Raw genomic sequence first — 25,583 nt, 5'->3', positions numbered from 1 at the left:
TCTCCCGAGTCATGAGAACCGCCATGCACCTTTTCGAACTGATCAGTTTCACCTTGCGCGTGCGCACCCCGCCGCAAGCCCTGCCGCGGCTGCGTCAGGCGCTGGAGATGGCCAGCGAGGGCGTGTCCCTGATGGGCTGCTGGGTGTCGGAGATCGGCCCGCAGAACCGCATCGCCGTGTTGCGCGGCTTCCAGGACGCGGACAGCCGCCAGCAGGAGCGCGAGCGTTGCCTGCTGCACCCGGACGCCTTCGGCATCGGCGAGCTGCTGCTCGAACAGCAGATCGAGGACTACCGCCTGTTCCCGTTCCTGGAGCCCCTGGCGCCCGGCGAGCATGGACCGTTCTACGAGCTGCGCGAGTACGACCTGGTGCCCTCGGGCCTGGCGCCGACCCTGGAGGGTTGGCGCAAGGCGGTCGGCCCGCGTACCGCCGATGGGTATTCGCCGGTCTACGCCGCCTTCTACGCCACCAGCGGGCGACTGCCGCGCTACCTGCACATCTGGCCCTACGCCAGCCTCGAAGAGCGCCTGGATGTGCGTCGGCGGGCGGTGGCGGACGGCGTATGGCCGCCGGAGAACTCGGCGCCCCAGTTGGAGAAGATGAACTCCACCGTCTATCTCCCCGCGGCGTTCTCGCCGCTTCGCTAGGGACGGGTCCGGCGCCTCGTCCGGCCCGCGCCGCTCGCCATCCTTCGCGACGTCTACCAAGCCGGGGCTATCGGGCCTGTCAGAGCAGTACGCCGTCCACCGGCTCCAGCGGCGCCGGCGCCGGTTCGCCGAGCAGTTCGAGAATGGAAATCTCGATGGTCCGGCAGATCGCGTCCAGCGCCAGATCATTGGGCTGGGTGTCGAACGGGTCGGCGATCTGGTCGCCCAGCGCATCCAGGCCGAAGAAGGTGTAGGCCAGGATGCACACGGCGATGGGCGTGAACCAGCCGAGGCTGCCGACCAGGCAGAAGGGCAGCAGAACGCAGTAGATGTGCACCACCCGGTGCAGCATCAGGATGTACGGGTAGGGAATCGGCGTGTTGCGGATGCGCTCGCAGCCGCCCAGCACGTAGGACAGCCGGGTCAGCTGCTGGTCCAGCTCCACCTTCAGCACATCGCTGGCGCCGCTGGCCGTGGCCTGCTCCATGAAGCGGCGGGCGATCTGGCCGAGCAGGGCGTTGGGGGTGGTTGGCAGCGCCGGGGTCGCGCTATCTGCGCCGAGGTACTGGCGCGCCTCGGCGCCCAGCGGCTCGCCGCGCAGGCAGTCCTTGAGCGCATGGCTGAAGCCGATCAGCGGGGTCACCAGGGCGAGGCGCTGCTCGCGGGACAGGCCGGGCAGCAGGACCAGGCTCTGGCGGGCGAGGTTGCGTGCCACGATCAGCAGTTCCCCCCACAAAGTGCGCGCCTCCCAGAAGCGCTGGTAGGCCACGTTGTTGCGGAAGGCGAGGAAGATCGCCAGGGTCAGGCCCCAGAGGGTGAAGGGCGTGGCGGTCAGCAGCAGCTTGTGGCCCTCGAGCATGCCCTCGGCCACCACCACCAGCGAGCTGATCAGCACGGTGAACAGCACCTTGCGCCAGATGCTGGGGATGATCGAGCCCTTGAGGGAAAACAGCAGGGTCCAGATGGCGGGGCGTTGCGGGTAGATGATCATCGGGGTCGGCGGAAGCTCGGAGAAAAGGGGATTCGGCGGACTGGCTCAGGCGGCTCGTCGCGGCCCGGTAACCGGCGAAAGGGATTGCAAGGCCCGTTCGCCGGTTGATCGGCATGGATTCGGCTTGCTCCCGTCAAACCATCATTCCCGCCGCGGCGGTAGGGAGTAGGTGCCGACCACGTGCGCCACCGCGTCCTCGGAGCCTTCCGAATACAGGTAGACCTCGCCGACCACCAGCGACTTGCCGACCTTGATCAGCTTGCACACGCCGACGATGTTCCTGTCCGCCGCCGGCTTGCGCAGGAAGTTGGCCGTCAGGCTGGTGGTCACCGCCATCGCCACCATGCCGATCTCGCCGAGGATCGCCACGTACAGCGCGACGTCGGCGACGCTCATCAGCACCGGGCCGGACACCGTGCCGCCGGGACGCAGCTCGTCGTGTCCGACCGGATGCCAGACCGTGGCGCCGCCGTCGCCGACCCTTTCCACGATGCACTTGGTCTGCGGGAACTCCGCGGCGATGAAGGCGGCGATTTCTTCTTTGCTGGTCATGACGATCCTCCCTGAAATCCGTTAGGAAACCGAACCTACTACAGGCCGGCAGGCTCGACCAGCGCCCGCGCGAGGCGACCGACCAGGCAGCGAATGGTTTGCCCGCGGCGGCGGGCCAATCCTTGTAATGGCGAATTTATTGGCTATGTCTGCGTTAGTTGTTGCAGAGGGTAGTAGCCGAGCGATTCCCTCATGCACATCAATGGGTTGATGTCATTTCCATAGCGCTCGAGCAGGCGTCGCCAACCCAGGTAATTGGCCAGGTACTTGGTGGCGACGCCATGGAAAGGGATCATCCAGGCCTTCAGGCGGCTGTCGTAGGCATTGACGTTCTGGATATGGAAGGCGCCGTCGGTACGGCGCTTCTGGCGCAAGTTCAGGCGCCGGTGGGTAATACCGGCGGCCTTGGTAACGCTGTGGTAAACCGCCGCGCTGTCGGTGCACAGCACCGCGTCTGGATCGAGCAACGGCCGCAGTACCGCGCCCACGTGAACGGCGTTGAGCTTTTCCAGATGGAAGTCCGCGTGTCGTCCGCTGCGATCACGCACGACCAGGACGGGAATCTGCTCGGCGGTAAAGCCTTTGCGCTGCGCGGTGCCACCGCGCTTGCGGGCCAGGCGCGGCAACTGGCGCTGGCCCTTGAACGATTCCAGGAAAAAGGTCTCGTCGGCTTCGACAATCCCCGACTCATGCTGCGCGCGATGTTCGGCAATCAGCCGGAGAAAGCGATGCCGCCAACGAAACGCCGTGTTCTTGTGTACGCCGCAGAACGCGGCCGCATCACGCACCGTCAGGCTCTGCACCAACGCCTGGGCATAACGCCCCCAGCACTCCCGGTGGCGCAAGCGCGCCATCGGTGTACCGGTCAAGGCATTGCAGGTGCGCCCACAGCCCCGACACCGATAGCGGGCCAGGCCATGGCTGGTGCCCCAGGGACGCAGAGCCTTGGCCTGGCAGTGCGGGCACCGCTCGGGAGCTGCCAGGGCCTCGCTCAGCACGTCCGGGTGAGAGGAGAGCTGCGCTTGCAGTTGCTCCCGCTGGGCCTGATTGAGTTGATCGAGCCGAGACAACCAGCTCCTGAACTCCGTCGCGCGCATGGCAGACCTCCAGAATGGAATGCCGTACCGCAAGTTTAGGTGCTGGCAACACTTAACGCAGACATAGCCAATTTATTCGCCTGACCAGGCTGCGCTGGCGAATGAATTCGCCCCTACAGGCGGAGGTCGGTGCCCTGCGATTGCACCGGGTGACCAAAACGTACAGCGCTCGACGATGGCCCCTGCCAGCCGCGGCTGGCGCCACCGCCCTGAGCCGGCAGCCGCGCGCATGGCCGCTCGTCCGTGCGTGCCAGCGACGCCTCTTGCGTCCTGCCGGCCGCGTTGGCAGGCGTTTTTCGTACGTCCTGGCGTCGGCGCCACACCGCCAGCGGTTTGGTCGGGCGATTTTTGTGCACTGCAGCTTTACGTTTTTGTAAGGCGAAACAGGCCGCGGGACAAAAGCGTCAGGCCCGGCGTTCGCTCAGATGGCCAGAATTCGCATTAAAAACCTTTTAAATCAACTACTTAATAAAACTGGCATCGCCCCTGCAATGCTTATGGCGTCGATAGCAAGACGGTCTGCCCGGACTGCCACAGAAGCCGGACAGATACCCAAACCGCATCAAGCCAGATAACGGAGACAACAAATGGCGATGACAGGTGTGCTGCGGCCGGGCCATGCCCAGGTGCGCGTGCTGAATCTCGAGGAAAGCGTCCGCTTTTACCGCGACGTACTGGGCCTGGTGGAAACCGGCCGCGACGCGCAGGGTCGCGTCTACTTCAAGTGCTGGGACGAGCGCGACCACCACAGCTACGTGATCCGCGAGGCCGACAGCGCCGGGATCGACTTCCTCGGCTTCAAGGTGCTCGACAAGGCCACCCTCGAGAAGCTCGACGCCGACCTCCAGGCCTACGGTCTGACCACCACCCGCGTCCCCGCCGGCGAGCTGCTGGAAACCGGCGAGCGCGTGCGCTTCGAGCTGCCCTCCGGCCACCTGATCGAGCTGTACGCCGAGAAGACCATCGTCGGCAACGGCGCCGGCCTCATCAATCCGGCGCCCTGGACCCAGGCGCGCGAGCACGGCATCGGCCCGGTGCGCCTCGATCACGCCCTGCTGTACGGACCCAACGTCGCCGAGGTGCTGAAGATCTTCACCGAGGTGCTGGGCTTCTACCTGGTCGAGCGCGTGCTCACCCCGGACGGTGAGGGCAACGCCGCCATCTGGCTGTCCTGCTCGCACAAGGTCCACGACATCGCCTTCGCCGAGTACCCCGAGCCGGGCAAGCTGCACCACTGCTCGTTCCTGATGGAAAGCTGGGAGCAGGTGCTGCGCGCCGGCGACATCATGTCGATGAACGCCGTCAACGTGGACATCGGCCCGACCCGCCACGGCGTCACCCGCGGCTGCACCATCTACGCCTGGGACCCCTCCGGCAACCGCTTCGAGACCTTCATGGGCGGTTACCAGCCATACCCGGACTACGAGCCGATCACCTGGACCTTCGACAACTTCGGCCAGGGCCTCGACTACCCGCAGCGCAAGCTGCACGAAACCTTCCTCAGCGTAGTGACCTGAGGAGGCTGGCCATGAACCGTCCCGAGCAACTGGTGGAAATGGTCCCGGCCAACCTCGACACCCGGCAGCGCTGGGTCCGCGTGACGGGCGAGCGTGCCGGCGGCTTCATCGAGTTCGACTTCGCCATCGGCGAGCCGGATCTGATCGTGGAGATGATCCTCACCCCCGAGGCCTTCGCCGAGTTCTGCGAGAACAACCGGGTGCAGATGCTGGAGCCGCGCGCCCCGGACGCCGGGTCGCCGGCCGCCGGGGACGAGGAGCGCAGCGACTGGCACTGGAGTCTCGCCGACGCCACCCAGACCCGTTTCAAAGCCTGATCAGCGACAAGAACAACAAGAACGGCGCTGTGTACCGCGCAGCGCCAGCAGGAGAGAGCACATGCAAATCGACCTTCGCACGGTGAGCATCCAGCCGCTGCGCCAGACCTTCGACCACCTGGCCCGCCGCTTCGGCGACAAGCCGGCCTCGCGCTACCAGGAAGGCAGCTACGACATCCAGGCCGCCGAGAACCTGCACTACCGGCCGACCTGGGATCCGGAGCAGGCGCTGTACGACACCGGCATCACCAGGATCGTCATGCAGGACTGGTACGCCCTCAAGGATCCGCGCCAGTTCTACTACAGCACCTACACCCTGGCCCGCGCCCGCCAGCAGGACAGCATGGAGGCCAACTTCAGCTTCGTCGAAAGCCGCGGGCTGACCGACCTGCTGCCGGCCGAGCTGCGCCAGATCGCCCTCGACCTGCTGGTGCCGCTGCGCCACGCCGCCTGGGGCGCCAACCAGAACAACACCTTCATCTGCGGCTACGGCTACGGCACCACCTTCACCCAGCCGTGCATCTACCACGCCATGGACAACCTGGGCATCGCCCAGTACCTGTCGCGCCTGGGCCTGCTGCTCGGCGGCACCGAGGCGCTGGACGCCGGCAAGGCCGCCTGGCTGGACGGCGAGGTCTGGCAGCCGCTGCGCCGCTACGTCGAGGACTGCCTGGCGCTGCGCGACCCGTTCGAGCTGTTCGTCGCCCAGAACGTCGCCCTCGACGGCCTGCTCTATCCGCTGGTCTACGAGCGCATCGTCGACGACTACCTGTCGAGCCGCGGCGCTTCCACCGTGGCCATGCTCACCCAGTTCATGACCGACTGGTTCGACGAAACCAGGAAGTGGGTGGATGCGGTGCTCAAAGTCGCCGCCGGCGAGTCCGAGCACAACCGCGCCCAGCTGCAGGAGTGGATCAACGCCTGGCAGTGCCGCGCCGCCTCGGCATTGCTGCCGGTGGTCGAGCAGGTGTTCGGCGCCGAAGCCGACGATCTGGTCAGCGAACAAGTGGCCGCCTTCAAGGCGCGCATCGAAAAAACCGGCATCGCGCTCTGAGAGGCTCACCCATGTCCACCGTATTCATTGCCCTGCAAGCCAACGAAGACACCCGTCCGATCATCGAGGCGATCGAGATCGACAACCCCAATGCCGTGGTCAACCGCGAGCCGGCGATGGTCAAGATCGACGCGCCCAACCGCCTGGTGATCCGCAAGGACACCATCGAGGAGCAACTCGGCCGCAGCTTCGACCTGCAGGAACTGCAGATCAACCTGATCACGCTGTCAGGCAACGTCGACGAAGACGAAGACACCCTGACCCTGACCTGGAACAGCTGAGAGAGGACTCCGCCATGGACATGAAAACCGCCACCAAGAAGCTGAGCCTGAAGGACAAGTACAAGCTGTTCACCCGCGATCTGGGCTGGGAGCCGACCTACCGCAGCAAGGAGGAAGTGTTCCCCTACGTGCAGTACGAAGGCATCAAGATCCACGACTGGGACAAGTGGGAAGATCCCTTCCGCCTGACCATGGACGCCTACTGGAAGTACCAGGCCGAGAAGGAGCGCAAGTTCTACGCGATCATCGACGCCCACGCGCAGAACAACGGCCACCTGAACATCACCGACGCCCGCTACCTGTCGGCGCTGAAGGTGTTCCTGCAGGCCATCAGCCCCGGCGAGTACGCCGCGCACAAGGGCTTCGCCCGCGTCGGCCGCGAGTTCCCTGGTGTCGGCACCCAGGTCGCCTGCCAGATGCAGGCCATCGACGAGATCCGCCACGCGCAGACGCAGATCCACGCGCTGTCCAACTACAACAAGTTCTACAACGGCTTCCACGCCTTCGCCGAACAGCGCGACCGCATCTGGTACACCTCGGTGGCCCGCTCGTTCTTCGACGACGCCATGGCCGCCGGCCCGTTCGAATTCATGATCGCCATCGGCTTCAGCTTCGAGTACGTGCTGACCAACCTGCTGTTCGTGCCGTTCATGTCCGGCGCCGCCTACAACGGCGACATGGCCACCGTCACCTTCGGCTTCTCGGCGCAGTCCGACGAGGCGCGGCACATGACCCTGGGCCTCGAGTGCATCAAGTTCATGCTCGAGCAGGACCCGGACAACCTGCCGATCGTCCAGGCCTGGATCGACAAGTGGTTCTGGCGCGGCATCCGCGTGCTGAGCCTGGTCAGCACCATGATGGACTACATGCTGCCCAAGCGCGTGATGTCCTGGCGCGAGGCCTGGAACATCTACGGCATCGAGAACGGCACCGCGCTGTTCAAGGACCTGGCGCGCTACGGCATCCGCCCGCCCAAGCACTGGGACAAGGCCGAAGAAGCCATCGACCACATGTCCCACCAGCTGATGCTGGGCCTCTACCAGTGGAAGTTCGGCACCTCCTTCCACGTGTGGATCCCGTCCGACGAGGACATGGACTGGCTGGCGAAGAAGTACCCGACCACCTTCGACAAGTACTACCGCCCGCGCTGGGAGCACATCAAGAAGCACGAAGCCGCCACCGGCGCGCCGTTCAACAATTACGGCCTGCCCAAGCTGTGCCAGTGCTGCCAGCTGCCGACCATCTTCACCGAGCCGGGCGACCCGACCCTGATCTGCCACCGCGAGTCGGTCTACCAGGGCGAGCGTTATCACTTCTGCTCCGACGGCTGCAAGGACGTGTTCGACAACGAGCCGGAGAAGTACGTCCAGGCCTGGCTGCCGATGCCCGGCCTGATGCAGGACCCGCTGAAGGGCGACCTCGGCGCCTGGATGGACTGGGTGTTCCTCAAGGACGGCAAGGACAACGGCGACTACGCCACCTCCCAGGACCGCCAGAACTTCGAGCAGTGGCGCGCCCAGGCCACGTCCAACCAGTAACTGCTTTGCGCCCTCTCCCTTGAGGGAGAGGGCCGGGGAGAGAGTGATGCTCTTTCCCCTTTCCCAGAACAACAAGAAGGAATACCGCCATGACCGTAGCCGCCCGCAAAGAATACGTCGGCATCCCCCGCGACCGCGTGGAGAACTTCCACGGCAAGCAACTGGTGTTCGTCAGCTGGGACCACCACCTGCTGCTCGCCGCGCCCATCATGTTCTGCCTGCCGCCGCAGGCCAGCTTCGCCGAGCTGATCGAAAGCCACCTGCAACCGCTGCTGCAGGCCGACCCGGACGCCGCCGCCCTCGACTGGAACAAGGTCGAATGGCTCAAGGAAGGCCAGCCGTGGGTGCCGGACTTCGCCGCCAGCCTGGCCGCCAACGGCATCGGCCACAAGGAACAGCTGCGCATGCGCACCCCGGGCCTGAGCAGCCTGGTGCCGGTGAACTGAGGGGAGGGCGCGTCATGAGCTACGAACTGACCATCGAGCCGCTGGGCCAGACCATCGAGATCGAGGAGGGCCAGACCATCCTCGACGCCGCGCTGCGCGCCGGCATCTACCTGCCGCACGCCTGCTGCCATGGCCTGTGCGCCACCTGCAAGGTGCAGGTCACCGACGGCGAGATCGACCACGGCGAAGCCTCCAGCTTCGCCCTGATGGACTTCGAGCGCGAAGAGCAGAAGTGCCTGGCCTGCTGCGCCACGGTGCAGAGCGACGTGACCATCGAGGCGGAGATCGAGGAAGACCCGGACGCCGAAAACCTGCCGGTGCGCGACTTCCCGGGTGTCGTCAGCCGCATCGAGAGTCTGACCCCAACCATCAAGGGCATCTGGCTCAAGCTCGACGCCCCCGACGGCATGCGCTTCCAGGCCGGCCAGTACGTCAACCTGGTACTGCCGGACGGCATCGGCAGCCGCGCCTTCTCCATCGCCAACGCACCGGAGGAGGGCGGCGAGATCGAGCTGAACATCCGCATCGTCCCCGGCGGACGCGGCACCACCTACGTCCACGAGCAGCTCAAGGCCGGCGACCGCCTGACCATCAGCGGCCCCTACGGACGCTTCTTCGTGAAGAAGTCCGCCGACGTGCCGGTGATCTTCATGGCCGGCGGCTCCGGCCTGTCCAGCCCGCGCTCGATGATCCTCGACCTCTTGACTGAGGGCTTCGAAAAGCCGATCGCCCTGATCTACGGCCAGCGCAACCGCGACGAGCTGTACTACCACGACGAATTCCTCGCCCTGGCCGAACGGCACCCCAACTTCCGCTACGTGCCGGCGCTCTCCCACGAGCCGGAAGGCAGCGGCTGGCAGGGCTTCCGCGGCTTCGTCCACGAGGCGGCCAAGGAGTACTTCGCCAACGACTTCCGCGGCCACAAGGCCTACCTGTGCGGCCCGCCGCTGATGATCGACTCCTGCATCACCACCCTGATGCAGGGCCGCCTGTTCGAGCGCGACATCTACACCGAGAAGTTCATCTCGGCGGCCGATGCGCAACAGGTGAGGAGTCCGTTGTTCAAGGCGATCTGATATGAGGTGGCACTCCGCTGTCGACCGGCAGCGGAATGCCCGTCCTCACCGTGTAGCAGTCACATCCTCGGGCGGGTCCTCGAGCCTCAGCCAGCCCAGCACCCGCGAATGCTCGATGAACCACTTGCCGTCGCGGGAGGCAACCGGGAAGGACTCCCTGGATTGGCCAAAGGGACCGGGGTTCTGCTGCGCTATCTGCAGCGATGCGGCATCGACGGATGCCACTATGGCGACGTGCCCGTAGCGGTTGAACAGCCATGGGCGGAACACCACGAGGTCATCCGCCTCCGGTCTCGTGCTGCTGCCGTTGCTGAACTGCAGCATCCCCCGTCTGACGTTGATTCCACCGTCGGGCAGCGACAGGTCGAAGAAGTCCCTGGCGTGCCCGTAGGTGTCCGGCATGCGATGGTCGTAGCGCTCGAAGTAGTAGCGTTTGACGAACTCCACGCATTGATAGCGCAGACCAAGGTTGTAGCCGTCCTGGGACAGGTTGCGACCGTTGGTGGTGTTCACGCCGCCATTGAAATAGATGGCGACGCCGTTCAGATCGTCGATCTGCTCGCCGACGGTATGTTCAAGGTTCGGGTTGAGGTGAGTGGCGGCGGCGTGGATGGCCAGTACCAATAAAACCGGCGCTGTCAGGGCAAGAGCCCATTGGTAGGGTTTCAGGTGCCGCCGGCGGGCTGCCGAGACGCCAGCGTGTGAGAGGGGCGCTTCCATGTTGAGCCTCCTTGCTCGATTTTCGGTCCATGGTGATTAGGGCTAATGCGCCCTGCAGAAATTCAGTGTCTACTGATGATTTTCTGGCTGACTAGCAGATTTTCCCATAAACACAATTCCATATACGGTCAACATCTATTCCGCTTCCGGGACAGCAGTCTACATTCCCACGGGGCCGATAGGGACATTCGTTATCGGCCATTTTGGGGTTATGCAGAGGCGATGGTGGTGCCTGGAATTTTTTTCAGTCAAATTGCATGAGCAATCTTTGCTTGGAAATATATGGCGAGATCCTTCCGGGGGTGGCCCCGGATAGCGATCATGCTTTTCAATGTCGTACTGAATGTTCAGTATGTATCCGAGGCGATCATTGTCTTCTTCCGAGAATGGAACTCGACCCCCGGAATGGCTATGTGCCAAACCGAGAACGGCAGAAGCAGAAAAAGCAATACAACATCTCTGCTTGGAGTGCCGGGGGCGCCCATGTGCACTGCCATTTCCGTCGCTCATATCCGTATGCCTATGGCTCAGCTCAGGATGCTCAGGCTGAAGATACCTGCCAGCCACGCCCCCAGGAGGAGCATGGCAAAGGCGAGTCCACAGATGATTTTATTGGCCAGGACGGTGCGGCCAGCCCGTATGCCAGCAATCGCAACGCCGGCTGCGGAAAGCAGCATCAATGGCAACGCAATTATCAGCGCGCCAAGAACCAGAGTTTTTTCCTTGAACCAAGGTTGGGCCCCGTCACCAGGCATGGTCATCATGCCGCCGGCCAGCAACAGCGTGCCGAACAGGCCCAGCAACACCAGCCCGAGGAGGCTCAGGGCGATAGCGGCGTATGGCCAGAATTTCTTGCTGGGAATCATGTGCAACATCCATGTCTGAGGTTTTCGGTGGCAGGCCTGCCGGGCGCTATACGCCAGGCAGCGGCAAGGCACCTCTGTGGAAGTTAACGCTGTTTGCAGGCCTCCAACTCTTCCTGCGTCTTTAGCTTGGTTTCTATGCCTAGGCGGTACTTGCAATAGTTGATTACCGCTCGCCGCTCTTCTTCTCTCAACCGGTCGAGTGGCTTTTCGTCCTCATCTGTCAGGAAAATATTCTCGAACTGAATCTGTAATGTTGGGTGCTTTTTTATGAAAAATACCACTCGGTTATCTTCGGCAAAGCGTGTCTCGTAAAACCCTGCGCTCAGCCATGAAAATGAAAATGCAAGCATCATTAATACAAGTGTTATTTTGGCTTTCATAGTGACGACGGTGGTGGCAGAAGCCCTGTGACCGCTCTCATATTTCTCACAAGTTCCATTCCAATATTGCCCGGGCATATTTTTCCGTCTGCAGCCTGCCCAGGAAACTCACGATGTCCACCTAGTCGTTTGATAACGAATACGCTTTTAAGGGCGCTGAGCAAATTAACTGCAGCCTCAATCTGAAGGGGAGGTATAGCGTTGGTTGTATTAACCCCAAAGCCTTCAAGGGTTTCACGCCCCATTGACCAGATATCATCTCCCTCGGCAGCGGTAGTGAGGTTATTCAAGAAAACTACACCCACGACGCCGGTGTTATATCCGCGAACACTGCCACCTTTTAGGCGGATGTCGCGCCCTTCATAAATAGTTCCGCTGCAATCAATTCCAAAATGATAGGCGATGTCGTCGTATTTTTTGTCAAGCTGTTCCTCTTGGGTATCTCTCATCTGATCACCGCCATGCCCACAACGGTAGCTACGACCAGCATGGTGAAAAGCTACCATTGAGTAATCCCAATCCGACTCCATTCCATCCTTGGCAGGGATAGCCCTCCATCCAGAGCGCTCGACGAATTGATGCCCAAGCGAGCGCACCTTGCGGATGATCGCCTCGCGAGTTGCCGCCCGGTCGTTGACGGTGATTGCAACCGGCACCAGCGGCTGGCCAGGCTTCACCTCTTGTGCCTTGGCAGTGGTCTTGAAGGCGATACCAGTCATTGGGCGTTCTCCGACAGCTCAGTGAGTGCGCGCGCCGGAGATTTGAACAGGACATGCACTGAAATGACCGAGTCCGCTGATGGAGCCTGTATGTGAGCCAAGCCGCTGGCATCGGTAGCTCCGAACTTTTCGCGGCCATCCACCACAGCGACGAACTCCCGATTGGCCAGTGGTTGGCCGGTTTCGCTGTCAGTGATGGCGAAGACTTGGGCAAATTTCTTCGCAAAACGAAGTGGGGTGGGCTGTATAAAGGGCGCAGGAGTGAAGTTGTCTCCGATAATGACCGTTCCAGAGCCGCCGATCACAATATTTCCATGTGCGCCACTACTCCCCACAGTGGCTGCAGGCTGACCGTTGATGATCACTGTGGAAGACAACCCAGACACCAGTGGACTGCCACATGCACTTGGGTCGTTCTGCCGGGCAGCAGGGAGACCATCGAACAGGACGTCAGGAGAGCCTGCGGCTATTGGGTTTGTGCCATGCCCAGGAACCGGGCAACTGGTAGGGTCGGAGAGACGAGCGGCTGGCTTTGCCATACGAGTTCCTTTCGTTAGTTTTTCATCCTTGAAAGACTCAATCGTGAGATAGGACTGAGACCGCATCACCCTACTGAAATCTGGATCGCCTTGCGATTGTCGTTCGGAGTGGCGTATCGGCTTTGCGAGAGAGGTCACCGTTATCCTTGCAGACGTATGGATTGGCAGTCATCCCTCGTGCGAAGGCATTAAATCCATGCGCTCGGAGGGACTATGTATTGCTTCGCCGTGTGCCACAGGAAACCACAAGCAGCGCACCAAGGCATCCCGTAAGGCAAAGGCGGCTGAATAGACCAGGTCGGCAAGGCAAATCTCTCGTTTCCCTAATGCGCCTTTAGAAAACCCCATTTTGGAGTCGTCCTCCACCGCCAACGCACTGCCGGGGCGGCCTCAGAACGTGCCGCCCAAGGGGAACTCCACGACCAGGCGGATCTGGTCGGTATCGAGTTCAGCCTGTGCGGTGTTGCCCCGGTGCGTGTTGTGCCGCAGCGAGAAGGTCAGGCCCTTGGCCGCGCCGCTCTGGATCACGTAGCGGGCCTCGAGGTCGCGTTCCCAGTGCTTGCCGCCCTGACCGTAGCCCAGGTAGGCGTAACCGCCGTTTGGGTCGATGTGGCTGCCGTCTATCTCGGCGCCGCGTAGATAGGCCGCGCTCAGCACCAGCCCCGGCAAGCCGAACGTCGCCAGCGCCAGGTCGTAACGCAGCTGCCAGGAGCGTTCGTTGGGGGCATTGAAGTCGGAGAGCTGCGCGGCGTTGCCGAGCCAGATGGCGCCCCGGGTGACGTAGTCGAACGGCGTGTCGCCATCCACCTGCTGATAGCCGAGGCTGAGGGTGTGCGCCCCGTGCGCGTAGCTCGACACCAGGCTCCAGGTGGTGTTGTCGATCCGCCCCGACAAGGCGTCGCCGGCGTCGGTGGTGCGATAGAGGTTGGGGTTGAACGACAGCTTGCGCCCGTCGCTCAGTACATGGCTGTAGACGCCGCCCAGGTAGTGCTGGCGCCAGTTGTCCTCGTAGCGTGAGCTGTAGAGACTGCCGGTCAGGCCGTCGACGCCGCGGTACACCAGCCCTGCAAGATCGAAGCTGTCGCCCTGCTGGCCGTTGGAATAGTTCACCACGAACCTCTGGTCATGGCTGGAGGCGTTGCGGTCGGTGCTTTCGGTGAAATGGCCGGCGACTAGGCCCAGCTTCTCGAACTCGTTGCTCTGCAGGAGGAATCCGGTCGCGGTCTCCGGCAGCAGGCGGCTGTCCGATGAACTGAAGACCGGCGTTTTCAACCGCTGCTCGCCAAAGGCCAGGGTGCTGGACGAGGCGCGCAGCTTGAGCGCCGCGCCGCCGCGGGTCATCTCGTCCTTGACCTGTCTGTCGTTGTCGATGCCCAGCAGACGCGCTTTGCCGGCGCGCCCGCCGCCGCTGTCGAGCTTGTGGCCGTGGTACAGGTGAGCATCGATGCCGACCCCCAGCGTGCCCCGGGTGAAGCCGGATTGAACGGTGCCCATCAGGCCATAGGCCCATTCCTCGGCATAGCCGTTGCGCGCGGCGAATGGCTTGAGTGCATTGCGCGCGCCGTTGCTGCGGGCGCCGTGGCGATACTCGCGGTTGTCGTAAACGCTGCGATTGAGCAGCGTCCAGCGACTGTCCTCGACAAAGCCGTTGGTCTGTTCCTGGGCGGATTCGGCTTGGGCAGCGGCGACCTGGGTGGCCAGGGCGAACGCAAGGGGCAGGCGGGAATTGCGGATCACGAGGGTTCCTTGGAGCGGCGACGGCGCGGGCGGATGGCTTCGATCGAGCGAGTGGAGCGGGTGAGCGGCAACGACATGGCATGTCGGCCATCGCTGCTCCCCATCTTGGTGGGTTGGTCAGGCGTTTTCTGAAGTGTAATAATATTACATTGCATCAGGATAGCCCTTATGACTCCAACGACTTCCACCCGTCTCCATTCGATCGACGCCCTGCGCGGGCTGGTGATCCTGTTCATGCTGCTGGATCACGTGCGTGAGACCTTCTACCTGCATATGCAGGTGTCCGACCCCATGGACGTCCTGCAGACCGATCCGGCGCTGTTCTTCAGCCGCACCCTGGCCCATCTGTGCGCCCCGGTGTTCATCCTGCTTACTGGGCTCTCGGCCTTCCTCTATGGCGAGAAGCAGCAGGGCAGGGCGGCGGTGTCCAGCTTCCTGTTCAAGCGCGGGCTGTTCCTGGTGGTGCTCGAATTCACCCTGGTGAACTTCGCCTGGACCTTCCAGCTGCCGCCGAGCGTGATCTACCTGCAGGTGATCTGGGCGATTGGCCTGAGTATGCTGGCGCTTGGCGTGTTGCTCTGGTTGCCGCGCGCGCTGCTGATCGGCCTGGGGATGGCCCTGGTCGCCGGGCACAACCTGCTCGACGGCCTGCACTTCCCGGTGGAGTCCTGGCTGCACATCCCGTGGGCGGTGCTGCATGACCGGGGCTGGATCGAGGTATCGGAGGGGCTGCGCCTGCGCACTTCCTATCCGGTGCTGCCCTGGATCGGGGTGATCGCCCTGGGCTACGCCATCGGTCCCTGGTTCGGTCGGGCAAGCGCGGTGGCGCAACGTCAGCAGCGCCTGATCGTCACCGGCGCCGGGCTGCTGGTGGGCTTCCTGGTGCTGCGCCTGCTCAACGGCTACGGCGAAAAGCCCTGGCTCCACGGCGAAACCGGTCTCCAGACGCTGATGAGCTTCTTCAACATCACCAAATACCCGCCCTCGCTGTTGTTCCTGGCGCTGACCCTGGGCGTCGGCCTGTTGCTGCTGGTGCTGTTCGAACGGCGCCACCAAGGGCGTCTGGTGCACTGGCTGGCGGTGTTCGGCGCGGCGCCGATGTTCCTCTACCTGCTGCACCTCTATGTGCTGAAGCTGTTGTACCTGGCCAGCCTGGCGATCTGGGGAGCCAACCACGGCCAGTACTTCGGCTTCGACTCGGTCCTGGCGGTGTGGGCAGGAGCGGTGGTGCTGGCGGTGGCGCTTTACCTGCCGGTGCGGTGGTTCGCCCGCCTGAAGGCGCGCCGGCGCGATATCGCCTGGCTCAAGTACCTGTAAGGGAGCGGGTGAGGTGCCGGGCTGCGGTGGGGGCGCTCAGCCGCGCAACTGGCGGGCAATCGACTCGAGCAGATGGTCGGCCGCCGAGCGGCCGTCGTGCAGCGGATCGGAGAGCAGCGTCCAGGCATTGGCGTGGTTGGTGTCCAGCGCCTCGTCGATGTCCGGCGCGCCGGCGACCTGCCACTTGCGCCCCAGCCGCGCCACCAGATCCGAAGCGTTCGACCGCCCCGGCTCGGCGCGCACGTTGATCCAGACGTCGCAGCGGGGCGCCGGTCGCTTATAGGGCATCCGCGAACCCAGCCGTACCAGCAGGCCCGAACCCACCGGGTCCAGGGTCACCAGCATCGCCACCCGATAGCCCCGGCCGCTAAGGCGCTGAGCCAGATGCGCACCGTTCCAGGCGCCGAGGCTGTGGCCGACGATATAGATCGGCGTGGTCTGGTCCGGGATCTGCGCCGCCACCAGCCGGTCGATGGCGGATGCGCTCCCTATCTCGTGATAGCCCAGGTAGAGCGACTGGTAGCTCTCCACCTGGCCGGCGGCTTTGAGACGCTGGTCGAAGGCGTTCAGCGCGTAGGCCATGTTGCGGTAGGGGCCGGCGAGGAAGTAGGGCCGCTTGTCGCCGGCGCCGCCGATGAACAGGGCGACCGCGCGCTGAACGGGTGTGAGCGCGGCACCGGCGGGTGCCACGGCAGGCGAGGGGAGCGGGCTGGGCTCCCGTGCGGCGGACGCGCCGTCCGGCCGCTGGGTTGTCGTGGTCACCATCCTCGATCTTCCCCGCTGTATTGCTGGCGCTCGGGCGCGCCTTGAGAAGAGCGCAGGGCCAGGCGCGGCGAACCGCCCATGACCTGCCGGCCCATTATAGAGCCGCGCACAGCTGCCGGCTGCGCTTCCCCCGCCAGGCGACAGCCGCCCTGAAGCCCAGGCGGATCGAAGCCCGCGCGCGGCCCTGGCATGGGCGCTGCTCTTCCGCCTATCCATCCCCCGTCTCCAGACAGAAAAAACTTCGCTACGCTAAAAAGTCTCTTTCACGGTTCAGCCTGCCGGCCGGGAAGCGATGAACATCCAGCGGATTCTTGCCCTGCTCCAGTTGCGCCGACTGGAAACCGGGTTTCGTCTCTGGCGCGGCGCGTCCCGCACGTTCGCGTACGAGCCCGCGTTGCGCGCCGAGCTGTTCAGCGCCGAACAGATGGCCAGCCATGGCGTCCAGTTGGCCCACGAGCACCATTTGAGTCGACGCTCGACGGGCGACTCGCTGTTGCCTCGGCTGGCCGACAACGAAGCCCTGCTGGTAAACAGCTGCGAAACGCTGACCACCGCGACGCGCTCCAGCCGGCGCGTCATGCCCGCCGCGGAGTGGTTGCTCGACAACTTCTACCTGATCGAGGAACAGATCCGCATCGCCCACAAGCACCTGCCCAAGGGCTACAGCCGCGAATTGCCGTGTCTGGCGGATGGCCCCTCGGCCGGGCTGCCGCGAATCTATGACATTGCCCTGGAGATCATTTCCCATGGCGATGGCCGAGTCGACAGCGAGATCCTCAGCCGCTTCGTCGCCGCCTACCAGACGGTCACTCCGCTCACCCTCGGCGAGCTGTGGGCGATCCCGATCATGCTGCGCCTGGCGCTGATCGAGAACCTGCGCCGGGTGTCCTCGCGGGTCATGGCGAAATGGAGCGATCGCAGCCTGGCCGACGACTGGGCCGACCGGATGACCGAGGCGGCCGAGCGCGACCCGAAGAATATCGTGCTCAGCGTCGCCGACATGGCCCGCTCGAAGCCGCCGATGACCAGTTCGTTCGTCGCCGAGCTGGTGCGCCGGTTGCAGGGGCAGAGCCCGGCGCTGGCCCTGCCGCTGACCTGGATCGAGCAGCACCTGGCCGAGGAGGGGCACACCATCGAGTACATGGTGCAGATGGAGGCGCAGCACCAGGCGACCGACCAGGTGTCCATCGGCAACTCCATCGGCAGCCTGCGCCTGCTGTCGGCGACCGACTGGCGCGAGTTCGTCGAGAGCCTGAGCCTCGTCGAGCAGGTGCTGCGGCAGGACCCGCCGGGGATCTATGCCGCCATGGACTTCGCGACGCGCGACCTTTACCGGCATGCCGTCGAGCGCCTGGCGCGCAACAGCGCGCACGCGGAACAGGACGTGGCGCGCGCGGCGCTCGAACTGGCGCAGGCCAGTGGCGAGCCGGATCGCCGCGCTGGCGTTGGCGGCCATGTCGGCTTCTACCTGATCGACGAGGGCCTGCCCGAGCTGGAGCGCCGCCTCGGCGCGCACGGGACTTTCAAGGAGCGCTACCTGCGGATGCTGGGGCGCGCACCGCTGGCCTTCTACCTCGGCCTGGCCACGCTGCTGACGCTGCTGTTCGCCGTGCCGTTCTTCGAGGTTGCCCGCGATAGCGACTGGCACGGGCTGCTGCTGTGGCTGCTCGCGGTGCCGGCGCTGCTGACCACCAGCCGGCTGGCGTTCGGCCTGGTCAACTGGCTGGTCACCCTGACCGTGCCGCCGAGCCAACTGCCGCGCCTGGACCTGAGCGAGGGCATCCCCGCCGAGGCGCGCACGCTGGTGGTGGTGCCGACGCTGATCGCCCGGCTGGAAGATGTCGATGCGCTGGTCGAGGGCCTCGAGGTGCGTTTTCTGGCCAACCGCGACGCCCATCTGCATTTCGCCCTGCTGACCGACTACATGGATGCGGCGAGCGAGGTGCTGGAGGAGGATGCGCAGCTGCTGGCGCTGGCCAGCGAACGCATCGAGGAGTTGAACCGCAAGTATCCCGACGCCGATCACTTCTTCCTGTTCCACCGCGCGCGCCGCTGGAACCCGGCCGAGCAGGTGTGGATGGGCCACGAGCGCAAGCGTGGCAAGCTCGCCGACCTCAATGCCCTGCTGCGCGGCAGGGGCGCGGAGAACTTTGCGCTGATCGTCGGCAATCTCGCGGCCCTGCAGCAGGTGCGCTACGTCATCACCCTGGACACCGACACCCAGTTGCCGCGCGACGCGGCGCGCCAGTTCATCGGTGCTATGGAGCATCCGCTCAATCATGCCGTCTACGATCCGGAGCAGCGCGGCATCACCGGCGGCTACGGCATCCTCCAGCCGCGGGTGGGGATCAGCCTGCCCAGCACGGCGCGCTCCCCCTATGCCCGGCTGTTCGGCAGCGAAGCCGGCATCGACCCCTACACCCGCGCCGTCTCGGACGTCTATCAGGACCTGTTCAAGCAAGGCTCCTTCATCGGCAAGGGCATCTACGCCGTGGATGCCTTCGAGCACGCCCTCGCCGGGTGCTTCCCGGACAACCGCATTCTCAGCCACGACCTGATCGAGGGTTGCTACGCGCGCTCGGGGCTGCTCAGCGATGTGCAGCTGTTCGAGGAGTATCCCTCGCGCTACAGCGTCGACAGCCAGCGCCGGCATCGCTGGATTCGCGGCGACTGGCAGCTGTTGCCGTGGCTGCTGCCGTGGGTGCCGTCGCAATGCCCGGGCCTGGAGCGCAATCGGTTGAGCGCCCTGGCGCGCTGGAAGATCTTCGACAACCTGCGCCGCAGCCTCGAGCCGATAGCCCTGCTGGCGATGCTGCTGCTCGGCTGGTTCGCCGTGGCGCACCCGGGCAACTGGACCCTGGCCATCATCGCCCTGCTGCTGATCCCGCCGCTGCTGGCGTCGCTGCAGGAAGTCTTTCACAAGCCCCACGACGTGCCGCTCGACCAGCATATGGCGGTGGTCCTGCGCGCCGCGGGACAGAATGTCCTGCGCGCCGCGCTGACCCTGGCGTGGCTGCCGTGCGAGGCGCAGTGCTCCCTGGACGCGATCGGACGGACGCTGTGGCGCATGCTGATCAGTCATCGCCGGCTGCTGCAGTGGACTCCCTTCCAGGAAGTGGAGCGCACCGGCGTCCACGAACTGTCCGGGCCCTACCGGGAAATGTGGATCAGCCCGCTGCTGGGCGTGCTGGTGTTCCTCGCCCTGCTGTCGCGCCCCGAGGCCCTGGCAGTCGCCCTGCCGCTGCTGCTGCTGTGGATGGTGTCGCCGGCCATTGCCTGGTGGCTGGGCAAGCCGCCGGCCCATGTCGTGTTCGTGCCGACCGACGAGGAGCTGTGCTTCCTGCGCGCCCTGGCGCGGCGCACCTGGGCATTCTTCGACCACCACGTCGGCCCGCAGGACAACTGGCTGCCGCCGGACAATATGCAGGAGGAGCCCACCCTCGTCGTCGCCCATCGCACCTCGCCGACCAACATGGGCATGAGCCTGCTGGCGCACCTGGCCGCCTACGATTTCGGCTACCTGAGCGCCGGGCGATTGCTGGAACGCCTGGATCAGTCGCTCACCGTCATGAACCGGCTGGAGCGCTACCGCGACCACTTCTACAACTGGTACGACACCCAGACGCTGCAGATCCTGCCGCCGCGCTACGTCTCCACGGTGGACAGCGGCAACCTGGCCGGCCTGCTGCTGACCCTGCGCCCCGGCCTGCTGGAGCTGGCCGACGAGCGGGTGTTCGACGCGCGCCAGCTGCGGGGGCTGGGCGACACCATCGATGTGCTGTGCGAGGCGCTGCCGGGCGCTGCGCTGCGCAGCGTCGAGATGCGCGCGCTGCAGGCGCAACTGGAGTCGGCGCGGGCCAACCTGCCGTCCTCGCTGGCGGCCGCGGCCGACTGCCTGCGTGCGTTCGTGGCGCGCGCGGAAGCGCTGGCCGTCGCGATCGATGCCACGCCCGGCAGCGAGGTCGGCTTCTGGCTGGAGGCGCTGGTCGCGCAATGCCACGACCAGTACGCCGAACTGAGCCGCTTCCTGCTGCCGGAACTCGGGAAAGACAGGGACGACGGGGCCGCCGACAAGTTGCCGCGGCTGCCGAGCTGGCGCCAGCTGGTGGAGCTGGATATCGAGCGCTGGCCCGAGGCGCAGCGCGAGCAGGTCGCAGAGGTGCAGCGGCAGGCTGCCCAGCGCATCGCCACCGCCGCGCGGCTGGCCCAACTGGCCGGCGATCTGGCGACGATGGATTTCAGCTTTCTCTACGACGCGCGCAGCAACCTGTTCGCCATCGGCTACAACGCCGACGAGCACCTGCGCGATACGAGCTATTACGACCTGCTGGCCTCGGAGGCGCGCCTCACCAACTTCGTGACCATCGCCCAGGGCCAGTCGCCCCAGCAGAGCTGGTTCACCCTCAGCCGGCTGCTGACCAGCAACGGCGGCGTGCCGGTCCTGCTGTCCTGGTCCGGGTCGATGTTCGAGTACCTGATGCCGCTGCTGGTGATGCCCAGCCACGACGGCACGCTGCTCGACCAGACCTGCCGCGCGGCGGTGGCCCGGCAGATCGAGTACGGCCACCAGCTGGGGCTGCCCTGGGGCGTCTCGGAGTCGGGCTACAGCACGCGGGACGTCAACTTCAACTACCAGTACCGCGCCTTCGGCGTGCCGGGGCTGGGGTTGCAGCGCGGGCTGGGCGAGGAGGTGGTGGTGGCGCCGTACGCCACGGCGCTGGCGTTGATGGTGGCGCCGCAGGAGGCCTGCGCGAATCTGCAACGCCTCGCCGGGCAAGGCCTGGCCGGACGCTTCGGCCTGCACGAGGCCATCGACTACACCGCGGCACGCCTGCCGCGCGGGCACGACGCGGTGGTGGTCCGCTCGTTCATGGCCCACCACCAGGGCATGAGCCTGCTGGCGCTGGCCAACGTGCTGCTGAACCGACCGATGCAACGCCGCTTCGAGTCCGATCCGCAATTTCGCGCCAATGCCCTGCTGCTGCAGGAGCGCATCCCGAAAACGGCCGCCGAATACCTGCACGCCTCCGGTCTCGCCACCCCCGAGGAGAGTGCCCAGGCCAACGCCGCCAAGCTGCGGGTGTTCGCCGATCCCGACCGCCGCCGGCCCGCGGTGAAGCTGCTGTCCAACGGTCGCTACCACGTCATGGTGAGCAGCGGCGGGGGCGGCTACAGCCGCTGCCGCGACCTGGCGCTGACCCGCTGGCACGAGGACATCACCTGCGACAACTGGGGCATGTTCTGCTATCTGCGCGAGGTCGCCAGCGGCGCCTTCTGGTCCAGCGCCCACCAGCCGACGCTGCGGCGCCCGCAAAGCTACGAGGCGATCTTCTCCGAGGCGCGGGCCGAATTCCGCGTCCGCGAGCGCGACTTCGACACCCATACCGAGATCGTCGTCTCGCCCGAAGACGACATCGAACTGCGCCGCCTGCATATCACCAACCGTGCCCGCGTGCGCCGCACCATCGAGCTCACCAGCTACGCCGAGGTGGTGCTGGCGCCGGCGATCAGCGACGCGCTGCACCCGGCCTTCAGCAACCTGTTCGTGCAGACCGAACTGGTGGAGCCGCTGCAGGCGATCCTCTGCACCCGGCGGCCGCGCTCCGACGAGGAAGTGGCGCCCTGGATGTGCCACATGCTGGCGGCGCACGAGGTCGCCATCGACTCGATCTCCTACGAAACCGACCGCCGGCGCTTCATCGGCCGCGGCCGCAGTCTCGTCCGTCCGGCGGCCATGGACGCCACGCCCGACGGCCAGGGCCTGCTCTCCAACAGCGCCGGCTCGGTGCTCGATCCGATCGTGGCGATCCGCTGCCGCGTCACCCTCGATCCCGACCAGTCGGCGACCATCGACCTGATGACCGGCTTCCACCCCAGTCGCGAGGGCTGCCTGCAACTGATCGACAAGTACCGCGACCGCCACCTGGCCGACCGCGTGTTCGACCTGGCGTGGACCCACAACCAGGTCCTGCGCCGCCAGCTCAACCTCTCGGAGGCCGATGCGCAGCTGTACGAGCAACTGGCCACCTCGGTGGTGTTCGCCAATTCGGTCTTCCGAGGCGACGCCAGCGTGCTCACCGCCAATCAACGCAACCAGTCTGGCCTGTGGGGGCAGGGCATCTCCGGCGATCTGCCGATCGTGCTGGTGCAGATCCACGCGCCGGAGAACATCGAGCTGGTCCACCAGATGGTGCAGGCGCATGCCTACTGGCGCCTGAAAGGCCTGATGGTGGATCTGGTGATCTGGAACGAGGACCGCGCCGGCTACCGCCAATACCTGCAGGACCTGATCATGGGCCTGCTCGCCTCGGGCATCGATGCCAGCCTGATCGACCGTCCGGGCGGGGTCTTCGTGCGGCTGGCCCAGCAGCTGTCGAACGAGGATCGCATCCTCATGCAGGCGATCGCCCGCGTCATCGTCAGCGACGACCATGGCGGCCTGGCCGAGCAGGTGAACCGGCGCCGCGTGGAGCTGCCGCTGCCGCGCTTCGAGCCGAACCTGATGCGCCCCACCATTCCGGTCGCCCAGCCCGCCGCCGCGCACGCCAGCGCGGCGGACCCGCTGATCCTGCGCAATCCCTACGGCGGCTTCAGCGCGGACGGCCGCGAGTACGTGGTGACCCTGCAGCCGGGGCAGGCGACCCCGGCGCCCTGGGTCAACGTCCTGGCCAATCCCGACTTCGGCACCGTCCTCTCCGAGAGCGGCGGCGCCTACACCTGGAGCGAGAACGCCCACGAGTTCCGCCTGACGCCCTGGTACAGCGATCCGGTGGTCGATACCAGCGGCGAAGCGTTCTATCTGCGCGACGAGATGAGCGGCCACTACTGGTCGCCGACCCCGCTGCCGCGGCGCGGCAGCGGCGCCTACGTGACCCGCCACGGCTTCGGCTACAGCGTGTTCGAGCACGACGAGGACGGCATTCACAGCGAGCTGTGGGTGTACGTGGCGCTGGATGCACCGATCAAGTTTTCCCGCCTCACGGTGCGTAACGACTCCGGGCGGACGCGCCGGCTGTCCGCCACCGGCTATGTCGAGTGGGTGCTGGGCGACCTGCGCGCCAAGTCGGCGATGCACGTGGTCAGCGAGGCCGACCCGCAAGGCGCGCTGCTGGCGCACAACGCCTATTCGCTGGAGTTTCCCGGCCGGGTGGCGTTCTTCGATGTCGATGCGCCCACTCGCAGCCTCACCACCGACCGTAGCGAGTTCATCGGCCGCAACGGCAACCTGCAGGCGCCGGCGGCGCTGAACCAGACCCGGCTGTCCGGACGGCTCGGCGCCGGGCTGGACCCCTGCGCGGCGATCCAGGTCGGCTTCGAGCTGGCCGCCGGGGCCAGCCACGAGGTGGTGTTCCGCCTGGGCGCGGAGCGCGATGCCGCGGCGGCGCACGCCCTGCTGGAGCGCTTTCGCGGCGGCGCCGCGGCGGTCGCGGTGCTCGACGCCGTCCAGGCGCACTGGAGCGAGACGCTGGGCAGGGTGCAGGTGGAGACGCCCGATCCGGCCATCGACGTACTGGCCAACGGCTGGTTGCTGTACCAGGTCATCGCCTGTCGCTTCTGGGCGCGCAGCGGCTATTACCAGTCCGGCGGGGCGTACGGCTTCCGCGACCAGCTGCAGGATGTCATGGCGATGCTCCACGCTGCGCCGCAGGCCGCGCGCCAGCACCTGCTGCTGTGCGCCTCGCGCCAGTTCCGCGAGGGCGACGTGCAGCACTGGTGGCACCCGCCCCTGGGGCGCGGCGTGCGTACCCAGTGTTCCGACGACTACCTGTGGCTGCCCCTGGCCGCCAGCCGCTATGTGGAGGTCACCGGGGATCGCAGCGTGCTCGACGAATCGGCCGGCTATCTCGACGGTCGCCTCCTGGCTCCGGGCGAGGAGTCCTACTACGACCTGCCGGGGCGTGCGCCGCTGGACGAAACGCTGTATCGGCACTGCGTGCGCGCCATCGAGCACGGCATGGCGCGCGGCGCGCACGGCTTGCCGCTGATCGGCGCCGGCGACTGGAACGACGGCATGAACCGGGTGGGCGAGCAGGGCCAGGGCGAAAGCGTGTGGCTGGGCTTCTTCCTCTACGAGGTGCTGCTGAAGTTCGCCGGCACCGCCCGCGCGCAGGGCGATGAGGCCTTCGCCCTGCGCTGCGAGGAGGAGGCCGCCATCCTCCAGGGCAACCTCGAGGAGCACGGCTGGGATGGCGCCTGGTATCGCCGCGCCTATTTCGACGACGGCACGCCGCTGGGCTCGGCGGGCAACGACGAATGCCGGATCGATTCGATCGCCCAAAGCTGGTCGGTGCTCTCCGGCGCCGCGCCCGACACGCGGCGGCGCCAGGCGATGGATTCGCTCGAGCGCTATCTGGTGCGCCGCGATGTCGGGCTGATCCAGCTGCTCGAACCCCCCTTCGACCGTTCCCCGCTCGACCCCGGCTACATCAAGGGTTACGTGCCCGGCGTGCGCGAGAACGGCGGCCAGTACACCCATGCCGCGGTGTGGGCGACCATGGCGTTCGCCGCACTGGGCGACAGTGCGCGGGCCTGGGAGCTGCTGCGCATGATCAACCCGGTCAGCCATGGCGGCAGCGCCGAGGCGATCGAGACCTACAAGGTCGAGCCCTACGTGGTGGCCGCCGACGTCTACGGCGTATACCCCCACGCCGGACGCGGTGGCTGGACCTGGTACACCGGCTCGGCCGGCTGGATGTACCGGCTGATCGTGGAGTCCCTGCTGGGCCTGCAGCGGCACGGCGACTCCCTGCGCATCCGCCCCGTGCTGCCCGCGCAGTGGCCCGGCTTCACCCTGCATTACCGCTTTGGCGCGAGCACCTACCACATCGCCGTGCGGCACACCGCCTCGGCCGAGGAGCGCGCGCAATTCCGCCTGGACGGGGTCGAGCAGGACGCCGAGGAGATCCCGCTGATCGACGATGGGCGCGACCATCAGGTCGAGATTCAGCACCCATTCGTGCCGATATGAAGCGAAGACGCTGGATTTCAAGATCATCCAGCATGAACGGCATAAGTGCGCCAGCG

Annotated in this window: 21 protein-coding genes; 10 read left to right on the top strand and 11 right to left on the bottom strand. The window is 65.6% G+C overall.

Annotated elements, in window-relative coordinates:
* Positions 1 to 23 precede the first annotated feature (23 nt).
* Positions 24 to 647: an NIPSNAP family protein gene (locus LMJ29_RS16395; RefSeq protein ID WP_229606592.1), complete on the top strand. Its 624-nt coding sequence runs from the start codon at positions 24 to 26 to the stop codon at positions 645 to 647.
* Positions 648 to 726: 79 nt separating this feature from the next.
* Here the strand turns inward: LMJ29_RS16395 and LMJ29_RS16390 are convergent, their stop codons facing one another.
* From LMJ29_RS16390 to LMJ29_RS16380, 3 genes are all read right to left on the bottom strand, one after another.
* On the bottom strand, positions 727 to 1,638 hold the full coding sequence (locus LMJ29_RS16390; RefSeq protein WP_229606591.1) for a bestrophin family protein: 912 nt from the start codon (positions 1,636 to 1,638) through the stop codon (positions 727 to 729).
* Between the two features lie 141 nt (positions 1,639 to 1,779).
* Complete coding sequence (locus LMJ29_RS16385) at positions 1,780 to 2,190, bottom strand: PaaI family thioesterase (protein ID WP_229606590.1); 411 nt, start codon at positions 2,188 to 2,190, stop codon at positions 1,780 to 1,782.
* Positions 2,191 to 2,333: 143 nt separating this feature from the next.
* Positions 2,334 to 3,287: an IS1595 family transposase gene (locus tag LMJ29_RS16380; protein ID WP_229606589.1), complete on the bottom strand. Its 954-nt coding sequence runs from the start codon at positions 3,285 to 3,287 to the stop codon at positions 2,334 to 2,336.
* 587 nt (positions 3,288 to 3,874) lie between these two features.
* Here LMJ29_RS16380 and LMJ29_RS16375 point away from each other — a divergent pair.
* From LMJ29_RS16375 to LMJ29_RS16345, 7 genes are all read left to right on the top strand, one after another.
* Positions 3,875 to 4,804, top strand: a complete 930-nt coding sequence (locus LMJ29_RS16375; protein WP_229606588.1) for a catechol 2,3-dioxygenase — start codon at positions 3,875 to 3,877, stop codon at positions 4,802 to 4,804.
* A gap of 11 nt (positions 4,805 to 4,815) precedes the next feature.
* A complete protein-coding gene (locus LMJ29_RS16370; protein WP_229606587.1) occupies positions 4,816 to 5,121 on the top strand; it encodes a phenol hydroxylase subunit in 306 nt (101 codons plus the stop codon).
* A gap of 61 nt (positions 5,122 to 5,182) precedes the next feature.
* Positions 5,183 to 6,175, top strand: a complete 993-nt coding sequence (locus LMJ29_RS16365; protein ID WP_229606586.1) for an aromatic/alkene monooxygenase hydroxylase subunit beta — start codon at positions 5,183 to 5,185, stop codon at positions 6,173 to 6,175.
* An 11-nt stretch (positions 6,176 to 6,186) separates the two neighbouring features.
* Positions 6,187 to 6,456, top strand: coding sequence for an MmoB/DmpM family protein (locus tag LMJ29_RS16360; RefSeq protein ID WP_090347990.1), 270 nt, complete (start codon positions 6,187 to 6,189; stop codon positions 6,454 to 6,456).
* 14 nt (positions 6,457 to 6,470) lie between these two features.
* Positions 6,471 to 7,994, top strand: a complete 1,524-nt coding sequence (locus LMJ29_RS16355) for an aromatic/alkene/methane monooxygenase hydroxylase/oxygenase subunit alpha (protein WP_229606585.1) — start codon at positions 6,471 to 6,473, stop codon at positions 7,992 to 7,994.
* 89 nt (positions 7,995 to 8,083) lie between these two features.
* Entirely contained in the window at positions 8,084 to 8,440 is a 357-nt protein-coding gene (locus LMJ29_RS16350; RefSeq protein ID WP_229606584.1) for a phenol hydroxylase subunit P4, read from the top strand.
* A gap of 14 nt (positions 8,441 to 8,454) precedes the next feature.
* The gene (locus tag LMJ29_RS16345; protein WP_229606583.1) at positions 8,455 to 9,516 is read left to right on the top strand and encodes an NADH:ubiquinone reductase (Na(+)-transporting) subunit F; all 1,062 of its coding nucleotides are present in this window, start codon (positions 8,455 to 8,457) and stop codon (positions 9,514 to 9,516) included.
* Positions 9,517 to 9,561: 45 nt separating this feature from the next.
* Here LMJ29_RS16345 and LMJ29_RS16340 read toward each other — a convergent pair whose 3' ends face one another.
* The 6 genes from LMJ29_RS16340 to LMJ29_RS16315 form a co-directional block, all read right to left on the bottom strand.
* The gene (locus LMJ29_RS16340) at positions 9,562 to 10,236 is read right to left on the bottom strand and encodes a CHAP domain-containing protein (RefSeq protein ID WP_229606582.1); all 675 of its coding nucleotides are present in this window, start codon (positions 10,234 to 10,236) and stop codon (positions 9,562 to 9,564) included.
* Positions 10,237 to 10,763: 527 nt separating this feature from the next.
* Positions 10,764 to 11,102 carry a hypothetical protein gene (locus LMJ29_RS16335; protein ID WP_229606581.1) on the bottom strand — a complete coding sequence of 113 codons (339 nt, stop codon included), beginning with the start codon at positions 11,100 to 11,102 and terminating at the stop codon, positions 10,764 to 10,766.
* Positions 11,103 to 11,185: 83 nt separating this feature from the next.
* Positions 11,186 to 11,482: a hypothetical protein gene (locus LMJ29_RS16330; protein WP_229606580.1), complete on the bottom strand. Its 297-nt coding sequence runs from the start codon at positions 11,480 to 11,482 to the stop codon at positions 11,186 to 11,188.
* Positions 11,479 to 12,201 (bottom strand): peptidoglycan recognition protein family protein, encoded by a 723-nt coding sequence (locus LMJ29_RS16325; protein ID WP_229606579.1) that lies wholly within the window; start codon positions 12,199 to 12,201, stop codon positions 11,479 to 11,481. Before LMJ29_RS16325 ends, LMJ29_RS16330 begins: the two co-directional genes overlap by 4 nt.
* Entirely contained in the window at positions 12,198 to 12,740 is a 543-nt protein-coding gene (locus LMJ29_RS16320; RefSeq protein WP_229606641.1) for a PAAR domain-containing protein, read from the bottom strand. The genes LMJ29_RS16325 and LMJ29_RS16320 overlap by 4 nt, the downstream gene beginning before the upstream one ends.
* A 390-nt stretch (positions 12,741 to 13,130) precedes the next feature.
* Positions 13,131 to 14,474, bottom strand: coding sequence for an OprD family porin (locus LMJ29_RS16315; protein ID WP_377655669.1), 1,344 nt, complete (start codon positions 14,472 to 14,474; stop codon positions 13,131 to 13,133).
* A 171-nt stretch (positions 14,475 to 14,645) separates the two neighbouring features.
* On the opposite strand from LMJ29_RS16315, the gene LMJ29_RS16310 reads away from it, so the two are divergent.
* Positions 14,646 to 15,794 carry a DUF1624 domain-containing protein gene (locus tag LMJ29_RS16310; RefSeq protein ID WP_229606577.1) on the top strand — a complete coding sequence of 383 codons (1,149 nt, stop codon included), beginning with the start codon at positions 14,646 to 14,648 and terminating at the stop codon, positions 15,792 to 15,794.
* 36 nt (positions 15,795 to 15,830) lie between these two features.
* On the opposite strand, the gene LMJ29_RS16305 is transcribed toward LMJ29_RS16310, so the two are convergent.
* The gene (locus LMJ29_RS16305; protein ID WP_229606576.1) at positions 15,831 to 16,559 is read right to left on the bottom strand and encodes an alpha/beta fold hydrolase; all 729 of its coding nucleotides are present in this window, start codon (positions 16,557 to 16,559) and stop codon (positions 15,831 to 15,833) included.
* Between the two features lie 244 nt (positions 16,560 to 16,803).
* Entirely contained in the window at positions 16,804 to 17,022 is a 219-nt protein-coding gene (locus tag LMJ29_RS16300; protein ID WP_229606645.1) for a hypothetical protein, read from the bottom strand.
* Here LMJ29_RS16300 and LMJ29_RS16295 point away from each other — a divergent pair, their 5' ends adjacent.
* Entirely contained in the window at positions 17,023 to 25,527 is an 8,505-nt protein-coding gene (locus LMJ29_RS16295; protein WP_377655644.1) for a GH36-type glycosyl hydrolase domain-containing protein, read from the top strand. It abuts the gene before it with no gap.
* The last annotated feature ends 56 nt before the right edge of the window (positions 25,528 to 25,583 follow it).

The sequence above is a fragment of the Pseudomonas oryzagri genome (genome assembly GCF_020831405.1).
GTDB lineage: Bacteria > Pseudomonadota > Gammaproteobacteria > Pseudomonadales > Pseudomonadaceae > Geopseudomonas > Geopseudomonas oryzagri.
This window is presented reverse-complemented; position numbering and strand designations above follow the sequence as displayed.

Coding starts and splice junctions, on each gene's coding strand:
- LMJ29_RS16395 (WP_229606592.1), top strand. CDS start 24: ATGCACCTTTTCGAACTGATCAGTTTCACCTTGCGCGTGCGCACCCCG.
- LMJ29_RS16390 (WP_229606591.1), bottom strand. CDS start 1,638: ATGATCATCTACCCGCAACGCCCCGCCATCTGGACCCTGCTGTTTTCC.
- LMJ29_RS16385 (WP_229606590.1), bottom strand. CDS start 2,190: ATGACCAGCAAAGAAGAAATCGCCGCCTTCATCGCCGCGGAGTTCCCG.
- LMJ29_RS16380 (WP_229606589.1), bottom strand. CDS start 3,287: ATGCGCGCGACGGAGTTCAGGAGCTGGTTGTCTCGGCTCGATCAACTC.
- LMJ29_RS16375 (WP_229606588.1), top strand. CDS start 3,875: ATGGCGATGACAGGTGTGCTGCGGCCGGGCCATGCCCAGGTGCGCGTG.
- LMJ29_RS16370 (WP_229606587.1), top strand. CDS start 4,816: ATGAACCGTCCCGAGCAACTGGTGGAAATGGTCCCGGCCAACCTCGAC.
- LMJ29_RS16365 (WP_229606586.1), top strand. CDS start 5,183: ATGCAAATCGACCTTCGCACGGTGAGCATCCAGCCGCTGCGCCAGACC.
- LMJ29_RS16360 (WP_090347990.1), top strand. CDS start 6,187: ATGTCCACCGTATTCATTGCCCTGCAAGCCAACGAAGACACCCGTCCG.
- LMJ29_RS16355 (WP_229606585.1), top strand. CDS start 6,471: ATGGACATGAAAACCGCCACCAAGAAGCTGAGCCTGAAGGACAAGTAC.
- LMJ29_RS16350 (WP_229606584.1), top strand. CDS start 8,084: ATGACCGTAGCCGCCCGCAAAGAATACGTCGGCATCCCCCGCGACCGC.
- LMJ29_RS16345 (WP_229606583.1), top strand. CDS start 8,455: ATGAGCTACGAACTGACCATCGAGCCGCTGGGCCAGACCATCGAGATC.
- LMJ29_RS16340 (WP_229606582.1), bottom strand. CDS start 10,236: ATGGAAGCGCCCCTCTCACACGCTGGCGTCTCGGCAGCCCGCCGGCGG.
- LMJ29_RS16335 (WP_229606581.1), bottom strand. CDS start 11,102: ATGATTCCCAGCAAGAAATTCTGGCCATACGCCGCTATCGCCCTGAGC.
- LMJ29_RS16330 (WP_229606580.1), bottom strand. CDS start 11,482: ATGAAAGCCAAAATAACACTTGTATTAATGATGCTTGCATTTTCATTT.
- LMJ29_RS16325 (WP_229606579.1), bottom strand. CDS start 12,201: ATGACTGGTATCGCCTTCAAGACCACTGCCAAGGCACAAGAGGTGAAG.
- LMJ29_RS16320 (WP_229606641.1), bottom strand. CDS start 12,740: ATGGCAAAGCCAGCCGCTCGTCTCTCCGACCCTACCAGTTGCCCGGTT.
- LMJ29_RS16310 (WP_229606577.1), top strand. CDS start 14,646: ATGACTCCAACGACTTCCACCCGTCTCCATTCGATCGACGCCCTGCGC.
- LMJ29_RS16305 (WP_229606576.1), bottom strand. CDS start 16,559: ATGGTGACCACGACAACCCAGCGGCCGGACGGCGCGTCCGCCGCACGG.
- LMJ29_RS16300 (WP_229606645.1), bottom strand. CDS start 17,022: ATGGTGCTCGTGGGCCAACTGGACGCCATGGCTGGCCATCTGTTCGGC.